Genomic DNA, 15,876 nt, shown 5'->3' with positions numbered 1-15,876 from the left:
AAATGGTGATTATTTAACGGAATGCTTCAAATAAACTGACAGAAATACGCAAATCGCACGCTGCCTTCCCGCAGAGGAGGCATTCTCCTGGCATCTCAAAATGGGATATAGTGTGAACTGTTCTCTTTTTTAACAGGTAACATCAGCAATGGCTCTGATCCCCAAAAACTACGCACGGCTGGAAAGCGGCTACCGTGAAAAAGCGCTAAAAATTTACCCGTGGGTCTGTGGACGCTGCTCGCGGGAGTTTGTGTATTCGAATCTTCGTGAACTCACGGTCCACCATATCGACCACGATCACACCAATAATCCGGAAGATGGCAGTAACTGGGAGTTGTTGTGCCTGTTTTGCCATGACCACGAACACTCAAAGTACACCGAAGCGGATCAGTATGGCACCACCGTTGTCGCAGGTGAGGATGCGCAAAAAGACGTGGGTGTCGCCACGTTTAACCCCTTTGCCGATCTCAAGGCGATGATGAACAAGAAGAAGTAATATCGGCGGCTTTACTGCCCATACCTGCCGTATGGGCAGTCAGAAAGATAAAGGTAATGTATTCCAGTCACAGATTGAACAAGGAGACGGCCTTAATATCGGCTTCAGGATTCACGCGTTTTACAGCCTCTAAAAACGCAGCAAAGTTTTGATTAAACACCGTCAGATTATTATAAAATTGCACCTGTTTTTCACGGGTTCCCTCAAGATAGCTCACAGACCAGATCCGCCTGTTATTTACCACCGTCGAGCCCGGCTTAATTTTTACGATAGCCGCCAGCTCAATTTTACGGGTGACGCTATTTATGACCTCGTATAAATACTGCTCATCATAAAAGTAGGTTTTACCTGACGATCCGCCAAACCAGGAAGGATGGGTAGAGATTTTTTTCATTCCCCGGCTGTCGGCAACGATGCGCTTTGGATGCCGAATACGCCTGATGAAAAAGCGCATCAGCATAATCAGTGCCGTGAAAGACAGCACCACGAAAAGAAAATTAATGCTCTCCCGCATATTTCGTTACCTGCCACGCATAACTCAAAGTGGCGAAGTATAGCGTAGCCCTGTAGCTCAGGGAACGTACGCGATGCAATCGCAGATGGAACGGGAAATGCTCTTATCTCGCCACGCAACATGATGTGCGGATCTCCTCAGGGTTAAGTGATATTAACAATTGCTGCTAAGTTGTAAGTTTCCCCTTGCCGGACAGGACAAATCAGTTATCGTGCCAGGCAACTTTTTCAGCAATAAAAAACAGTGGGATGCGCTATGGCGATTTTTGATGGTCACAATGACCTGTTGCTTAATTTATGGCTTCACCATCGCCAGGATCCGGTAAAGGCCTTCTTTTCCGGCATTGAGAACGGACACCTCGATTATCCGCGCATGCAGCAAGGCGGATTTTCCGGCGGGCTGTTCGCGCTGTTCGTGCCGCCGCAGGAGTATATCGCCCGCATGGCGCCGCACTACGCCAGCGAGCCGTGGCAACCGATCGACATTCTCTGGCAGCAGTTGACGATCCTCAAGCAGCTTGTCGCACACTCCGATGGGCGGGCGCGATTGTGCCTGAGCGCGGCAGATATCGAACGCTGCCGTCAGGATAAGGTGCTGGCGATGGTGGCGCATATTGAGGGTGCGGGCGGTTTTGACGGCGAGGGTGGCGATCTACAGGCTTTCTATGCCGCTGGCGTGCGCAGCATTGGGCCTTTCTGGAACATTGCTAACCGTTTTGGCACCGGCGTTAACGGGGCGTTTCCCGGCAGCCCGGACAGCGGCCCAGGGCTTACCGCAGAGGGTATCGCCCTCATTAAGCACGCTAACGCCCTGAACATGCTGATTGACGTTTCTCATATGAATGAAAAGGCGTTCTGGGATACTGCTGGTCATTCCTCTTCACCGCTGGTCGCCACCCATTCCAACGCCCATACGCTGTGCCCGCAACCGCGTAATCTGACCGATCGGCAACTGCTGGCTATCCGCGACAGCGGCGGCGTGGCAGGGGTCAATTTCGGCAACGCCTTTCTGCGCGCCGACGGTAAACGCGATAGCGATACCCCGCTGAGCACAATCGTTCGCCATATCGACTATCTTATTAACATCATGGGCGAAGATCATGTTGCGCTGGGCTCCGATTTTGACGGCATCACGTTACCTGATGATTTGCATGATGTGAGTGGTTTACCGCGGCTAATCAGCGCGTTGCGTGACAGCGGCTATGATCAATTTGTGCTGAATAAGCTGCTGTGGGGCAACTGGCAAAAGGTATTGCAAAATGTTTGGCAACAATAGGTTACGTTGTAAACATTACGTTAATTCCTTACATCTTTCGGGTTGAGCTTTGCCCCACTGTGACGCATTATTTGATGACCATCACAAAACTGGCACAAACAATGGTGTTGGTGCTGTATTTTTAAAGAGGAAAAAACGATGTGGAAGAAACCTGCTTTTATTGATTTACGTCTTGGCCTGGAAGTGACGCTGTACATTTCCAACCGCTAATCGCTCAGCCCGCCATCCGTGCGGGCATTTCTGTTTTACTACCTGGCCTATCTTCATGTTTATTAAAGTCCTCGGTTCCGCCGCCGGCGGCGGTTTCCCTCAGTGGAACTGTAATTGCGCCAACTGTCAGGGTTTGCGCAACGGTACCCTTCAGGCGACCCCCCGCACCCAGTCGTCGATCATCGTCAGCGATAACGGCGAAGAGTGGATACTGTGTAACGCCTCGCCCGATATCAGCCAGCAGATTGCCCATACGCCAGAACTGAATAAGAAAGAGGTTCTGCGCGGCACGCATATTGGCGGCATTATTCTCACCGACAGCCAGATTGACCACACCACCGGGCTGCTCAGCCTGCGCGAAGGGTGTCCGCATCAGGTATGGTGTACGCCGGAGGTGCATGAAGATCTTTCCAGCGGATTCCCGATTTTTACCATGCTCCGGCACTGGAACGGCGGCCTGGTCCATCATCCGATTGCGCCGCTCACCGCCTTTAGCGTGGAAGCCTGCCCTGATTTGCAGTTTACCGCTGTCCCCATCGCCAGTAACGCACCGCCCTATTCGCCGTGGCGCGACCGCCCGCTGCCGGGGCATAACGTGGCGCTGTTTATCGAAAACCGCCGCAACGGTCAGACGCTGTTCTACGCGCCGGGTCTCGGTGAACCCGATGCCGCCATCCTGCCGTGGCTTAAAAAAGCGGACTGTCTGCTGATTGACGGCACCGTCTGGCAGGACGATGAACTGCAGGCCGCTGGCGTCGGGCGCAATACCGGCCGCGATATGGGCCATCTGGCGCTCGGCGATGAACACGGCATGATGGCGCTGCTGGCCTCTCTGCCGGCAAAGCGCAAGATTCTGATTCACATTAATAACACTAACCCGATCCTTAACGAGCAGTCGCCGCAGCGTCACGCCCTCACGCAGCAGGGAATTGAAGTGAGCTGGGACGGGATGACCATCACGCTTCAGGACTAACTATGCACATTCGTGAAACGCTCTCGCCGCAAGAGTTTGAACACGCCCTCCGGGCGAAAGGCGCCTACTATCATATTCACCATCCGTACCATATCGCGATGCATAACGGCGAGGCCAGCCGCGAGCAGATCCAGGGCTGGGTGGCGAACCGGTTTTACTACCAGACGACGATCCCGCTGAAAGATGCGGCCATTATGGCGAACTGCCCGGATCCGCACACGCGTCGAAAATGGGTGCAGCGGATCCTCGATCACGACGGCAGCAACGGTCATGACGGCGGGATCGAAGCCTGGCTACAGCTGGGCGAAGCCGTAGGGCTTAGCCGCGACGACTTAATCAGCGAACGCCACGTGCTGCCCGGCGTCCGTTTCGCCGTGGACGCTTACGTTAACTTCGCCCGCCGCGCCAACTGGCAGGAGGCGGCATGCAGTTCGCTCACCGAACTGTTTGCCCCGCAAATTCATCAGTCGCGTCTCGACAGCTGGCCGCAGCACTATCCGTGGATCAAAGAGGAAGGCTATTTTTATTTTCGCAGCCGCCTCAGCCAGGCCAGCCGCGACGTTGAACACGGTCTGGAGCTGGCGAAGAGTTACTGCGATAGCGCAGAAAAGCAGAATCGGATGCTGGAGATCCTTCAGTTCAAACTCGATATCCTGTGGTCGATGCTCGACGCGATGACCATGGCCTACGCGCTACAGCGTCCGCCTTATCACACGGTCACCGACAAAGCGGCCTGGCACACAACCCGACTGGTATAAGCATGCAAAAAAACTCCATCGTCGCCTTTCGTCGCGGCTATCGCCTGCAATGGGAAGCCGCTCAGGACAGCCATGTCATCCTTTATCCGGAAGGCATGGCTAAACTCAATGAGACCGCGACCGCAATCCTCGAACTGGTCGATGGCCAACGCGACGCGGCGGCCATCATTGCCATACTCAACGAACGGTTCCCGGAAGCCGGCGGCGTGGATGACGACGTCGTAGAATTCCTGCAAATCGCTTATCAACAGAAGTGGATTATTTTCCGTGAGCCAGAATAAACCCACCGTCAATCCACCGCTGTGGCTGCTGGCGGAGCTGACCTATCGCTGTCCGCTACAGTGTCCTTACTGCTCTAACCCGCTGGACTTTGCCCGGCAGGATCAGGAGCTGACCACTGAACAGTGGATTGAGGTTTTCCGCCAGGCGCGGGCGATGGGCAGCGTGCAGATAGGTTTTTCCGGCGGCGAACCGTTGACGCGTAAAGATCTGCCGGAGCTGATCCGCGCCGCCCGCGATCTCGGTTTTTATACCAACCTGATCACCTCGGGAATTGGCCTGACGGAAAGCAAGCTCGACGCGTTCAGCGAGGCCGGTCTGGACCATATCCAGATTAGCTTCCAGGCCAGCGATGAAGTGCTCAACGCTGCGCTGGCGGGGAATAAAAAAGCCTTCCAGCAGAAGCTGGCAATGGCCAAAGCGGTCAAAGCGCGCGATTACCCGATGGTGCTGAATTTCGTCCTGCACCGGCACAACATCGACCAGATCGATAAAATCATCGAGCTGTGCATCGAACTGGACGCCGACGACGTCGAACTTGCCACCTGCCAGTTCTACGGTTGGGCGTTCCTTAATCGTCAGGGCCTTTTGCCGACGCGGGAACAGATCGCCCGCGCGGAACGCGTGGTTGCCGAATATCGGCAAAAAATGGCCGCCAGCGGCAATCTGACCAACCTGCTGTTCGTCACCCCTGATTATTACGAAGAGCGACCAAAAGGCTGTATGGGCGGCTGGGGGTCGATTTTCCTCAGCGTGACCCCGGAAGGCACGGCGCTGCCCTGCCACAGCGCGCGCCAGCTACCGGTGGAGTTCCCCTCGGTGCTTGATCAGAGTCTGGAATCCATCTGGTATGACTCTTTCGGCTTCAACCGCTATCGCGGGTTTGACTGGATGCCGGAGCCGTGCCGCTCCTGCGATGAAAAGGAGAAGGACTTCGGCGGCTGCCGCTGCCAGGCCTTTATGCTCACCGGGAATGCGGATAACGCCGATCCGGTGTGCAGCAAATCGCCGCATCATCATAAAATTCTGGACGCGCGACGCGAAGCAGCCTGTAGCGACATGAAAATCGGCCAGCTTCAGTTCCGCAACCGTACCCGTTCGCAGCTTATCTATAAAACCCGGGAACTGTAGCGATAATGACCACCCGCATCGTGGAGCTGGCAGGCGGTTTACGCGCAACGCTGGTGCATCAGCCGCAGGCGACACGCGCGGCGGCGCTGGCGCGCGTGAGTGCCGGAAGCCATCACGAGCCACCGCGCTTCGCCGGTCTTGCGCATTTACTTGAGCACCTGCTGTTCCGCGGTAGCCAGCGCTATCAGGGCGACGATCGACTCATGGCCTGGGTCCAGCGTCAGGGCGGTAGCGTCAATGCCACCACGCTGGCTCGCCACAGCGCATTTTTCTTCGATGTGGCCGCCGATAACCTGTACGACGGCATCGCACGACTGCGGGATATGTTGCAGGCGCCGCTGCTTTCATGCGATGACATACAGCGCGAAGTGGCGGTCATTGATGCGGAAAACCGGCTCATCCAGCAGCATGATTCCGCCAGGCGCGAAGCGGCGGCACGCCACGCGATGGAAGAACCCACAGTTTTTCGCCGTTTTCAGGTAGGTAGCCAGGATTCTCTGGGGCAGGACACGGGATCGCTGCAAACCGCGTTGCGCGACTTTCATCGGCGCTATTATGTGGCCGGACACCTGCAATTGTGGCTGCAAGGGCCGCAAACGCTGGATGCGCTGGCCGAGCTTGCCCATACGTTTGCGTCCGGTTTTGCTTCTGGTGGCATGCCTGAAACCGCTCCCCCGTTGCGTCTTAGCGCTGAAGCAGATTTTCAGCTGGCAGTGACGGAGCGACCCGCACTGTGGCGTTGTCCGTTAATTCGAAAATGTGACAACGTCATCTTATTTCGGGAGTTTTTACTGGACGACGCCCCCGGAAGCCTGATTGCCGGGCTGCGGGCGCGAGGGCTGGCAGAAGATGTCGCCCTGAACTGGCTTTATCAGGATAACGATAACGGCTGGCTGGCGCTAACGGTTGATAGCGAACGACCCGAGGAGGTTGACCCGCATATTACCCACTGGCTACGGGCGCTACAGCAAACGACGGATGAGCAGCAGCGGCATTATTATCGGCTGGCACAGCAGCGTTTCAGCGCCCTGACGACGCTGGAGCAGCTGCGCCAGCGGGCGTTCGGTTTTGCGCCCGGTGCGGCGCCCGTAAGTTTTTCTGCCTTTTGTGCCGATTTACTGGCGGCGCCCACCTCGTATCTGGCCTGCAAAAAAATTGAAACCGCTGAAATTATCGCCAGCCAGGGGTTTGCTCTGCCGCTTAGCCATTGGCGTCGCCAGCCGGTTGCAGATGATAGCCCCATCGCGTTTTCCTTCTACCCGCAGACTGCCAGGTATGTTACGCCAGCCCCGACGTCAGAAGCCGCTCCGCTGCTGCATTTGTCGGCGCAGACACAACCGCCAACGCTGATCCTGCGCAGGCCTTTTTATTCGTGCGTGGAACGGGCGCAGGGGGTGGCGATGAGCAAACAGTTACGCCCTCTTCTTGCTGAACTGCGCCATATTGACGGCAGCGGCGAGTGGCAAACGGTTGACGGTAGCTGGCAGCTCACCCTGCGGCTTCCTGACGCCGTGGTGACGGCGGAACACATCATCGGGGCGATAATCGATCGCCTCTCCCTCCCCGCTCCGGCTCTTACGCCAGTGCCAGAAGGCATTGCCATCCGTGAGCTGCTTCAGCAATTGCCTGAACGTCTGGCATCGGATCCGCCACGGGACGGCTGGCTGGCGGCGCTAGTTGGCGGCAGCGTCGCACACGCGCACGGGTTAGCCCGGCAGCTTGGCCTGCTCCGGGCGCCGGTTAACGCTAAGCCGACGCCATTAAGCGGTTGTCCCGGCGGGATCGAACACATTCCGCACGCCAGCGCGGATTCGGCGCTGCTGGTGTTTATTCCCCTGCCGCCGGGCGCATCGCTCGCCGCGCTGCGGCTGCTGGCGTTATGCTGCGAACCGCAATTTTTCCAGCGCCTGCGCGTGGAACAGCAGATTGGCTACGTGGTCAGCTGTCGTTATCAGCGTATTGCCGATCGCGATGGCCTGCTGCTGGCGTTACAGTCGCCTGACCGCTCTCCCGTGAACCTGTTGGGTTGCTGCAAACAATTTTTGCGTGAGCTGACGCTGTGCGATGTGACGGCGTTCAGCGTATTGCGACAGCAGCTGGCGACGCAAATCCGGTCACCGATGAATGCCAGCGCCACGGCAGTAGCCGCCCTGCGCCAGCGCTATGGTTTACCGGTGTTAACGCCGCAGGCTGTTGATGCCCTGCAACATGACGAGATAATCGCACTATGGCGCGAGATGACTCGCCATCGCCGTCGCTGGCGGGTGCTTTTCACGGGCTGACCGGACCCGCCGCTTTCTTCATATCCGTGGTTTTTAGTCAAAAAAAAGCCCCGTACTACGACGGGGCCAGGTTGCTTATTTCGCTGTTATTTATCCAGCGCGTAGGCAATCACGTAGTCACCACGATCCGGCGACTGGCGTGCACCGCCAGCAGAGATCAGAATGTACTGTTTGCCGGTTTTCGGTGATACATAGCTGATAGGTCCGCCCTGGCTACCCACCGGAAGACGCGCTTTCCACACTTCTTCCCCCGTAGAGGAATCAAAGGCGCGCAGGTAGTAATCCTGGGTTCCCGCAATGAAGACCAGACCGCCCTGCGTGGCCAGCGTACCGCCCAGCGTCGGCATACCGACAGGCATTGGCATACGCATTTTTACCCCAAACGGACCGGTATCCTGTACGGTACCGACCGGCACCTGCCAGACGATTTTCTGCGTTTTCAGGTCAATGGCGGAGAGAGAGCCAAACGGTGGTTTCTGGCACGGAATGCCCAGCGGTGACATGAAACGGTTTTTGTTGACCGAATACGGCGTTCCTTTCATCGGAACGGCGCCCATCCCGGCGTTCACGGCTTCACCGCCCGTGTTTGCCACCGCGCTCTGCGGATCTTGCTTAATCAGCTGAACCCACAGGCCCAGACGCATGTCATTGACGAAGATATACTGGTTGTTCGGATCGGTGGACAAACTGCCCCAGTTCATTCCACCCAGCGAGCCCGGGAAGCTCAGGGAAATATCGGTTCCCGGCATCGTGTACAGACCGTCATAACGCATTGATTTGAAGCTGATACGACAGGCCAGCTGGTCAAACGGCGTCGCCCCCCACATATCCGATTCTTTCAGGGTTTCAGCGCCAATCTGCGGCATCCCCACAGAGCGAGGCTGCGTTGCCGGGTACTGTTCACGTGGAATATCCGCTGGTTTTACCGGAACCTCTTTCACTTCAGTGAGCGGTTTACCCGTCAGGCGATCGAGAACGTAAATTTGCCCCGCTTTAGTGCCCACCACCACCGCGGGCTTGTTGCCCTCTTTCGTTGGGAAATCAACCAGGCTCGGCTGCATCGGGATATCGAAATCCCAGAGGTCGTTATGCGCGGTCTGGTATACCCACTTCTCTTTCCCGGTAGTCGCATCCAGCGCGAGAATTGAGGTGGCGTATTTGTGATCTTCCGGAATACGGTCAGCGCCCCACAGGTCGACAGAGGAACTTCCCATCGGGATAAACACGGTATTCATCGACGCATCCCAGGACATAGGGGCCCAGGAGTTTGCGGAGCTGCGTTTGTAGTGTTCGCCCGGCTTCAGAACATAGTTCGGATCCGGATTACGCGGATCGAACGCCCAGCGCAGCTGGCCGGTGATCACGTCATAACCACGTATTACGCCGCCCGGCATATCGGTGCTGACGTTATCCGCAACGCGGCCGCCAACCACGACCGTGGTACCCGCCAGCGTCGGGGCCGACGTCAACACATAGGTTGGATCTGACGCGTCGCCCATTCCTTCATGCAGGTTAACGCTGCCGTTAGTACCGAAGTCCGGGCAGAATTTGCCGTTATCGGCGTCTAACGCGATCAGCTTACCGTCAATGGTATTCATCAGGATACGGCGCTGGCATGCCGCGCCCGGTGCGACCTGCGCTGGCAGAACCGGTGTGGAGCCGGCTACCGTTGGCTGTGCCAGCGGTTTGGTGGCATCAAAGTACGCCAGGCCACGGCAGCGCATCCAGATTGCAGACTTAGCGTTGATTTCCGCTTTCCAGATCTCTTTCCCGCTATCGGCATCCACGGCGATCACGTTGTTATGCGGCGTACAGAGGAAGACACGATCGTCTACCTGTAGCGGCGTTTGCTGATCTTCTGCGCCATTGCCATCCGGACTTTGCGGAATATCACCGGTATGGTAGGTCCAGACCGGTTTCAGGTTTTTCACGTTGTCACGGGTTATCTGGTCCAGCGACACAAAGCGACTACCGCCAGCCGTATTACCGTAGTGATCCCAGTTCTGCTGTTTCGCCTCTTCTTTTACCGGCACCAGCGGGCGCTTTTCGCCGCTAAACGGCACGGTCGGATGGGGTTGAAACATCTGAACAAAGGTGACGCCCATGCCGATAATAAGGACCGCGCAGACCGCTATCGCCCCTTTCGTGGAGGACGGTTTTCCTTCACGCTTACGCAATGCAGGCCAGGTGGCTGCTGCCAGCACCATCAGCCCGGCGGGTACCATTAATCGGGAAACCAGGGGCCAGAAGTCGAGTCCGGCATCGAAAAATGCCCAAATCAGGGTGCCAAGAAACACCAGAGCAAACAGCCCTACGGCAGAGGATTTGCGGCGGAAAAACTGAATAGCAGAGAGCAGCGTGAAAACCCCGGCAATGAGAAAGTACCAACTCCCCCCCAGGGAAGCCAGTTTAAAACCGCCGATGGCAAAAAACAGCCCCGTCACAAGAAGTACCACACCCACCAGCAGGCACCACGGGCCTAACCAGCCCAATGGGCGGGGATTATTGTCTGACATAAAAATGAATCTCCTGATTACTTTATATAAAGCAGGGTTTTATTAACTGCCACGATGTTAAAACCCTGCACAACGCTAATTGTTCGTATGCGAAGCATAAATTAAAAAGAGAACGTAGACAAAACCTATTATGTCGGAAGAAATGAAAACCAGCGCAATTGCATGGGTTTAACAGGGTTAAAATAGCGAATATCGCTAACTACGTCACCGATGCTGGAATTTATGACCAGCCGTAAGTTGCTTAAAGGATTAATATCAGGATTCCCCCAAGGCCGTTCTTATAGCGTCAGATTTTTACAGCTGAGCCTTCAAACAGAAGATTTAATTAAGCAATAACCATGAATAAGCACAGGGATAAACCTGAGTTCAGTTTCAGGAAGAAGTTATCAATAATTTTAGAGCGTCTGGTGCGTTGAACATTCCGTCATTATCAGCACTGAAAATGTGACTTTCCGCATCAAAGCGGACTCACAGCGTGACAATACAAACACTATCAAATCACTTAATGAAGTCTTGAATCGCAGAAAAGCCAAACAGTAATTCACTGCGCTTTCACTACACATTGACTTTACACCAAGACTAGCGCATATTTTACAGCACAAATTAACAAGACAATTTTTGGAGGACGTTTTCTATGCCAGCCCGTGATTATCCCGACAAGCGTGTTGCTCGCGGTGTAGCAAAGGAGGCCGATCTCAGGATGTTAAGTGCGCGCATCGATCCAGCGCTGATGGAGTACATCCGCATTACTGCGTATGAAACACGGAAAAGTAAGCAGGAAATCGTGGCGGAAGCGTTAGCACTTCACCGCCAAAGGAATCAGATTGTGTCATAAACACCTAAAGCCCGAAAAATCCCCCAGGCTTTTGCTGCTGTCTGGATTACTCCACCAGCGTATTTAACGTCTCCAGCGCCTCAGGCGGCAATACCAGATCGGCTGCCGCCAGGTTTTCACGCAGATGCGCCACCGAAGAAGTACCCGGGATCAAGAGGATATTTGGCGAGCGTTGCAGCAGCCATGCCAGCGCCACCTGCATAGGCGTCGCATCCAGTGAATCCGCCACCGCCTGTAGCCCGGAAGATTGCAGTGGCGTGAAACCACCCAGTGGGAAGAACGGCACCCAGGCAATCCCCTGCTGCGCCAGCGAATCTACCAGCGCATCGTCACCGCGATTCACCACGTTGTACATGTTCTGTACGCATACCACGGAAACCATCTTCTGCGCTTCAGCCACCTGCGAAGCGGTGACGTTGCTCAGCCCAATATGGCGAACCAGCCCCTGTTGTTGCAGCTCCGCGAGGGTGCTTAGCGGCGCGGCAATCGAGCCTTCCGCTGGTCCGTGGGCGCTAAACATGATCCGCAGGTTAACCACGTCCAGCACATCTCGCTTCAGGTTGCGCAGGTTGTCATGCACCGCCTGCGTCAGCTCCTGGGCGGAAAACGCCGGCAGCCAGGAGGCGTCCTCGCCGCGTCGGGCTCCGATCTTGGTCACAATCGTAAGGTCATCCCGGTAAGGATGAAGCGCCTCGCAGATAAGCTGGTTGGTCACATTGGGGCCGTAAAAATCGCTGGTATCAATGTGATTTACCCCCGACTCTACCGCTTCACGCAACACCGCCAGCGCCGCATTTTTGTCTTTTGGCGGACCAAAAACGCCAGGTCCGGCAAGCTGCATCGCGCCATAGCCAAACCGTTTAACCGTACGCGTTCCGAGCGTGAATGTTCCGCATTTATCTATGCTGCTCATGCTGACCTTCCTCATTAAAATGATCCGGGTTTACAACAGGTTCCGCAACGAAACCATTAGTTAAGCAATAGTAAAATTAAAGTTTAAATTCGCTACGACGATAGTATTGATGTAACCCTGCCTCTTCTATTACGGATGACCGCCATGCTGAAAAATCTGCACGTGATTACCGGTATTATCTTTGCCCTCACCATATTCTGTCTGCTGCAAGTTGTCACGGGAGGGTTGTTCTACTCTGCCGTTAACAACGATCGTCACAACTTTCAGAACTCCGGGTTGCTTAATGCCCAGCAGGAGAGCCTGAGCGACAGTGTGAACACCCTGGTGAAAACGCGCGTTACCGTCACTCGCGTGGCGATCCGCTACCTGAAAAACCAGCGCGACCCGGCCTCTCTCGCGGCAATCAATACGCTGCTGGGCACCGCGAACGGTTCGCTGGCCAAAGCCGAAGACTATTACAAAAACTGGCAGGCGATTCCGCAGGTGAAGGGGCAAAATGCCGCGCTCACCGAAGAGATGCAGAAAGCCTGGAAGAACATGCACGAGGTAATGCGCTTGTCCATTGCGTACTTGCGCGCCGATAACTATCAGGCCTATGGCGACCTGGACGCCCAGCAGGCGCAGGATGAGATGGAGGCGGTCTATACCCGCTGGCGCGCGGAAAACAACGTGCTGCTGAAAGCCGCCGCCGAAGAGAACCAGAACAGCTTTACCCAGATGCAGTGGACGCTGGCGGCGATCTTCCTGACCGTTATCGCCGTGCTGGTGGTGATCTGGCAGGGTCTACAGCACCTGCTCCTGAGACCGCTCAACGCCATCATGAACCATATTCGCACCATCGCGAGCGGCGATCTGACGCAAAACGTCGCGATTACCGGGCGCAACGAAATGGGCCAGCTGGCCGCCGGTCTGCATGAGATGCAACAGTCGCTGGTCAGCACCGTCAGCGCCGTGCGCGGCAGCACAGATTCTATCTACACGGGCGCAGGAGAAATTGCCGCCGGGAGTAACGACCTTTCCGCCCGAACCGAGCAGCAGGCAGCCTCGCTGGAAGAGACCGCCGCCAGCATGGAAGAGCTGACGGCCACGGTGAAACAGAACTCGGATAACGCTCGTCAGGCGACGCTGCTGGCAAAGAATGCGTCTGAAACCGCCGCACGCGGCGGCCAGGTGGTGAATAATGTAGTGCGTACCATGAATGACATTGCCGACAGTTCTCAGCAAATTGCGCATATCACCGGCGTTATCGATAGCATTGCCTTCCAGACCAACATTCTGGCGCTCAACGCGGCGGTTGAAGCCGCCCGTGCCGGCGAACAAGGCCGCGGCTTTGCGGTGGTGGCAGGCGAAGTACGGACGCTGGCCAGCCGCAGCGCGCAGGCGGCAAAAGAGATCAAAGGGCTTATTGAAAACTCCGTCAGCCGGGTGAATACCGGCTCGGAACAGGTGAGCGAGGCGGGTGCGACCATGAAAGAGATCGTCGCGGCCGTGACACGCGTAACCGATATTATGGCTGAAATCTCGTCGGCGTCTGACGAGCAAAGCCGCGGTATTGAACAGGTCAGCCTGGCGGTCTCGCAGATGGACAGCGTAACGCAGCAAAACGCCGCGCTGGTACAGGAGTCGGCAACGGCGGCGGCGGCGCTGGAAGATCAGTCTGAACAGCTGCGCCAGGCCGTGGCGGCATTCCGGCTGAACATGCAGGAAAACACCGCTCCGCGGCCAAAAAATACAAAAGCACCGCAACTGTTGCGTCCCGCCACGGTCAGTGCATCAGGTGACACAAACTGGGAGACGTTCTAGGCCTTACCGTTAACGGCTGCGCTTGGCGTGACGTTCCCAGTTCTCCTGTTTCGCCTCATCGGATTTTCGGAGTGAAACATAACATGCCCCGCTGCCGCCGTGATGCGGCAGCGCCACGCAGAAAGCCTGCACGTCCTCGAACTCAGTTAACCAGCGGGCAAGATAACTGCGCACCACGTTCGGGTGCGAATTCTGCTCGCGGCCCTTCCCGTGAATGATAATCAGGTTACGTAAACCGTCGCGGCTGGCCTGGCGAATGAAGGCGTACAGCATCTGGCGGCAGCGTTCGGCGGGCTGACGCAACAGATTTAAGCTGGCCTGTCGGGCGTATTTACCCGAGCGCAGCTTGTCAATAACGCCCTGCTGAACGCCCTCGCGCTGGAACATCAGCGGCTCTTCAAGCGGCAAGAGTTCCAGGAAACCCAGTGTGAGAAAGTTGTCGAGCTGCTCGGTATCGATCTCCTGGCGAACCCGGGTATTACGGCTTTGCTGCCAGTGGATATCGGTGCAGCGTTTCAGGGGCTGGACATCCTCCATGGCGTCAAGAAAAAGTGATTTGTCGTCAGGGTTCATGGAAATCCTCCGGGCACATCGGGGCTTGTACTATACCTGCACCGGGCAGGGGCCTCAATAACCCTTACCGCAAGGGGCAAGATAAATATTAATCTGATGAATATATATAGCTACCATTAAAGTTATTTAAATATTACTTAACTAAAACTACAGCAGAGTTAAAATAAGTGATTTGCGTTGAAATTTTGTAAAACCAATGACGTGCCGCCTTTCTTTTTTCAGGAAAGATGTTATACCTAAATATACCTGCCTCATGGATATAATACCCAGGATTTGCGAAAGGACGCACTGCTGTGTGTACTGTAGGGTCTGTCTGATGTCGGACAGGCTCTATTTTTTCTTTGGCAATTTCACGATAAAACTATTTTTCTCGCTTCCCTTCTGAATTGTGTAATTAATGATTCAGCCAGGGGCGTCTGGCGTGCATCACGGCGCTGAATTAAATAATAGGCCGCTCTGGGAAGTGTTTCCACAACCGGCAGCATGACCAGCCGGTGCGCCAGCAGCGGGTCGCAGCCCAACTCCTGCGGCAGCACGCTCAGGAAGTCACTTTGTGCGACAAGGCTAATACAGGACGAAAAGGTTTCGCAAACGACGCCAATACGCGGTATCTGCGAGCGATGATGAAATATATCCTCAAGCTGCTTATAATAACTTCCCCGCGGCGTTGGCATTGTCCAGTTATAATGAAGAAGTTCATTAATAGAGGTAGCCCCCAACGCCGGATGTCCTTCCCGACAAAATACCGCAAAAGGTTTCTCAAAGAGTTTTTCAAACGTAAATTCGTGATCGTAAGGCCCCTGATAATAGGTATTGATGGTAAAGTCCAGCTCACCCTGGCGTAATTCATTGATCATTGATACCAGCTGACCTTCCATAATCCGCACCTTGATCTGAGGATGCTGCGCATGAAAACGGGAGATAACGGCGGGCATCAGGCTGCGCGCCACGCTGGCACCCATCCCAATATTGATCTGCCCGGTCAGCTCCCCCTGACGCTGACGGATATCATCCTGCGCTGCGCGAAGCTCTTCCAGAATCAAATTAGCGCGGTGATAAAACCCTTCCCCGCACTCGGTCAGGGCGACACCTTTACTCCGGCGCACAAACAGCTGTGCCGCCATGCCCTCTTCCAGCTCTTTAATGGATTTAGTCAGCGCGGGCTGCGAAAGATTCAGCACCCGGCTGGCTCCGCGAATACTGCCCTGACGCGCCACTTCGACAAAAGCCCGAATTTGATGAAATTTAATCTGAAATGACATAACCCGACCGATAACCGTTGTTTATCAGAGTAAAGAAACTGTCATCTACTTTAATG

General features: G+C 55.4%; 15 protein-coding genes. 10 read left to right on the top strand and 5 right to left on the bottom strand.

Annotated elements, in window-relative coordinates; translation table 11 throughout:
- The first annotated feature begins 148 nt into the window (after nt 1-148).
- Nucleotides 149-496: an HNH nuclease YajD gene (yajD, locus tag ACQG11_RS19965; RefSeq protein WP_006808895.1), complete on the top strand. Its 348-nt coding sequence runs from the start codon at nt 149-151 to the stop codon at nt 494-496.
- A gap of 67 nt (nt 497-563) precedes the next feature.
- Here the strand turns inward: yajD and ACQG11_RS19960 are convergent, their stop codons facing one another.
- Nucleotides 564-1,010 (bottom strand): hypothetical protein, encoded by a 447-nt coding sequence (locus ACQG11_RS19960; protein WP_022647956.1) that lies wholly within the window; start codon nt 1,008-1,010, stop codon nt 564-566.
- A 255-nt stretch (nt 1,011-1,265) separates the two neighbouring features.
- On the opposite strand from ACQG11_RS19960, the gene ACQG11_RS19955 reads away from it, so the two are divergent.
- From ACQG11_RS19955 to pqqF, 7 genes are all read left to right on the top strand, one after another.
- A complete protein-coding gene (locus tag ACQG11_RS19955) occupies nt 1,266-2,285 on the top strand; it encodes a dipeptidase (protein ID WP_426728700.1) in 1,020 nt (339 codons plus the stop codon).
- Between the two features lie 138 nt (nt 2,286-2,423).
- Complete coding sequence (pqqA, locus tag ACQG11_RS19950) at nt 2,424-2,495, top strand: pyrroloquinoline quinone precursor peptide PqqA (protein ID WP_002905689.1); 72 nt, start codon at nt 2,424-2,426, stop codon at nt 2,493-2,495.
- 55 nt (nt 2,496-2,550) lie between these two features.
- Nucleotides 2,551-3,468: a pyrroloquinoline quinone biosynthesis protein PqqB gene (gene pqqB / locus ACQG11_RS19945; protein ID WP_063137508.1), complete on the top strand. Its 918-nt coding sequence runs from the start codon at nt 2,551-2,553 to the stop codon at nt 3,466-3,468.
- Between the two features lie 2 nt (nt 3,469-3,470).
- Nucleotides 3,471-4,226, top strand: coding sequence for a pyrroloquinoline-quinone synthase PqqC (gene pqqC / locus ACQG11_RS19940; RefSeq protein WP_023306095.1), 756 nt, complete (start codon nt 3,471-3,473; stop codon nt 4,224-4,226).
- Nucleotides 4,227-4,228: 2 nt separating this feature from the next.
- Nucleotides 4,229-4,507, top strand: coding sequence for a pyrroloquinoline quinone biosynthesis peptide chaperone PqqD (pqqD, locus tag ACQG11_RS19935; RefSeq protein WP_426728699.1), 279 nt, complete (start codon nt 4,229-4,231; stop codon nt 4,505-4,507).
- A complete protein-coding gene (gene pqqE, locus ACQG11_RS19930; protein WP_426728698.1) occupies nt 4,494-5,636 on the top strand; it encodes a pyrroloquinoline quinone biosynthesis protein PqqE in 1,143 nt (380 codons plus the stop codon). The genes pqqD and pqqE overlap by 14 nt, the downstream gene beginning before the upstream one ends.
- 5 nt (nt 5,637-5,641) lie before the next feature.
- A complete protein-coding gene (pqqF, locus tag ACQG11_RS19925) occupies nt 5,642-7,918 on the top strand; it encodes a pyrroloquinoline quinone biosynthesis protein PqqF (protein WP_426728697.1) in 2,277 nt (758 codons plus the stop codon).
- Nucleotides 7,919-8,004: 86 nt separating this feature from the next.
- Here the strand turns inward: pqqF and ACQG11_RS19920 are convergent, their stop codons facing one another.
- Nucleotides 8,005-10,434 (bottom strand): glucose/quinate/shikimate family membrane-bound PQQ-dependent dehydrogenase, encoded by a 2,430-nt coding sequence (locus ACQG11_RS19920; protein WP_426728696.1) that lies wholly within the window; start codon nt 10,432-10,434, stop codon nt 8,005-8,007.
- Nucleotides 10,435-11,068: 634 nt separating this feature from the next.
- Here ACQG11_RS19920 and ACQG11_RS19915 point away from each other — a divergent pair.
- Nucleotides 11,069-11,269 (top strand): hypothetical protein, encoded by a 201-nt coding sequence (locus tag ACQG11_RS19915; RefSeq protein ID WP_023299982.1) that lies wholly within the window; start codon nt 11,069-11,071, stop codon nt 11,267-11,269.
- A gap of 46 nt (nt 11,270-11,315) precedes the next feature.
- Here ACQG11_RS19915 and ACQG11_RS19910 read toward each other — a convergent pair whose 3' ends face one another.
- Nucleotides 11,316-12,182: an aldo/keto reductase family oxidoreductase gene (locus ACQG11_RS19910; protein WP_426728695.1), complete on the bottom strand. Its 867-nt coding sequence runs from the start codon at nt 12,180-12,182 to the stop codon at nt 11,316-11,318.
- Nucleotides 12,183-12,326: 144 nt separating this feature from the next.
- Here ACQG11_RS19910 and tcp point away from each other — a divergent pair, with 144 nt between their 5' ends.
- Nucleotides 12,327-13,985, top strand: coding sequence for a methyl-accepting chemotaxis citrate transducer (gene tcp, locus ACQG11_RS19905; protein WP_023299980.1), 1,659 nt, complete (start codon nt 12,327-12,329; stop codon nt 13,983-13,985).
- A gap of 9 nt (nt 13,986-13,994) precedes the next feature.
- Here the strand turns inward: tcp and smrA are convergent, their stop codons facing one another.
- Complete coding sequence (gene smrA / locus ACQG11_RS19900) at nt 13,995-14,558, bottom strand: DNA endonuclease SmrA (protein ID WP_023299979.1); 564 nt, start codon at nt 14,556-14,558, stop codon at nt 13,995-13,997.
- Between the two features lie 350 nt (nt 14,559-14,908).
- A complete protein-coding gene (locus ACQG11_RS19895) occupies nt 14,909-15,820 on the bottom strand; it encodes a LysR family transcriptional regulator (protein WP_046620072.1) in 912 nt (303 codons plus the stop codon).
- Between the last annotated feature and the right edge of the window lie 56 nt (nt 15,821-15,876).

The organism is Enterobacter cloacae complex sp. 372C4, from assembly GCF_050030615.1.
GTDB lineage: Bacteria > Pseudomonadota > Gammaproteobacteria > Enterobacterales > Enterobacteriaceae > Enterobacter > Enterobacter intestinihominis.
The sequence above is the reverse complement of the archived record's forward strand: the minus strand, read 5'-3'. Positions and strand labels throughout refer to the sequence as shown.

What these genes read in the sequence shown, in the direction of transcription:
- yajD (WP_006808895.1), top strand. Translation starts at nt 149, where the DNA reads ATGGCTCTGATCCCCAAAAACTACGCACGGCTGGAAAGCGGCTACCGT.
- ACQG11_RS19960 (WP_022647956.1), bottom strand. Translation starts at nt 1,010, where the DNA reads ATGCGGGAGAGCATTAATTTTCTTTTCGTGGTGCTGTCTTTCACGGCA.
- ACQG11_RS19955 (WP_426728700.1), top strand. Translation starts at nt 1,266, where the DNA reads ATGGCGATTTTTGATGGTCACAATGACCTGTTGCTTAATTTATGGCTT.
- pqqB (WP_063137508.1), top strand. Translation starts at nt 2,551, where the DNA reads ATGTTTATTAAAGTCCTCGGTTCCGCCGCCGGCGGCGGTTTCCCTCAG.
- pqqC (WP_023306095.1), top strand. Translation starts at nt 3,471, where the DNA reads ATGCACATTCGTGAAACGCTCTCGCCGCAAGAGTTTGAACACGCCCTC.
- pqqD (WP_426728699.1), top strand. Translation starts at nt 4,229, where the DNA reads ATGCAAAAAAACTCCATCGTCGCCTTTCGTCGCGGCTATCGCCTGCAA.
- pqqF (WP_426728697.1), top strand. Translation starts at nt 5,642, where the DNA reads ATGACCACCCGCATCGTGGAGCTGGCAGGCGGTTTACGCGCAACGCTG.
- ACQG11_RS19920 (WP_426728696.1), bottom strand. Translation starts at nt 10,434, where the DNA reads ATGTCAGACAATAATCCCCGCCCATTGGGCTGGTTAGGCCCGTGGTGC.
- ACQG11_RS19915 (WP_023299982.1), top strand. Translation starts at nt 11,069, where the DNA reads ATGCCAGCCCGTGATTATCCCGACAAGCGTGTTGCTCGCGGTGTAGCA.
- ACQG11_RS19910 (WP_426728695.1), bottom strand. Translation starts at nt 12,182, where the DNA reads ATGAGCAGCATAGATAAATGCGGAACATTCACGCTCGGAACGCGTACG.
- tcp (WP_023299980.1), top strand. Translation starts at nt 12,327, where the DNA reads ATGCTGAAAAATCTGCACGTGATTACCGGTATTATCTTTGCCCTCACC.
- smrA (WP_023299979.1), bottom strand. Translation starts at nt 14,558, where the DNA reads ATGAACCCTGACGACAAATCACTTTTTCTTGACGCCATGGAGGATGTC.
- ACQG11_RS19895 (WP_046620072.1), bottom strand. Translation starts at nt 15,820, where the DNA reads ATGTCATTTCAGATTAAATTTCATCAAATTCGGGCTTTTGTCGAAGTG.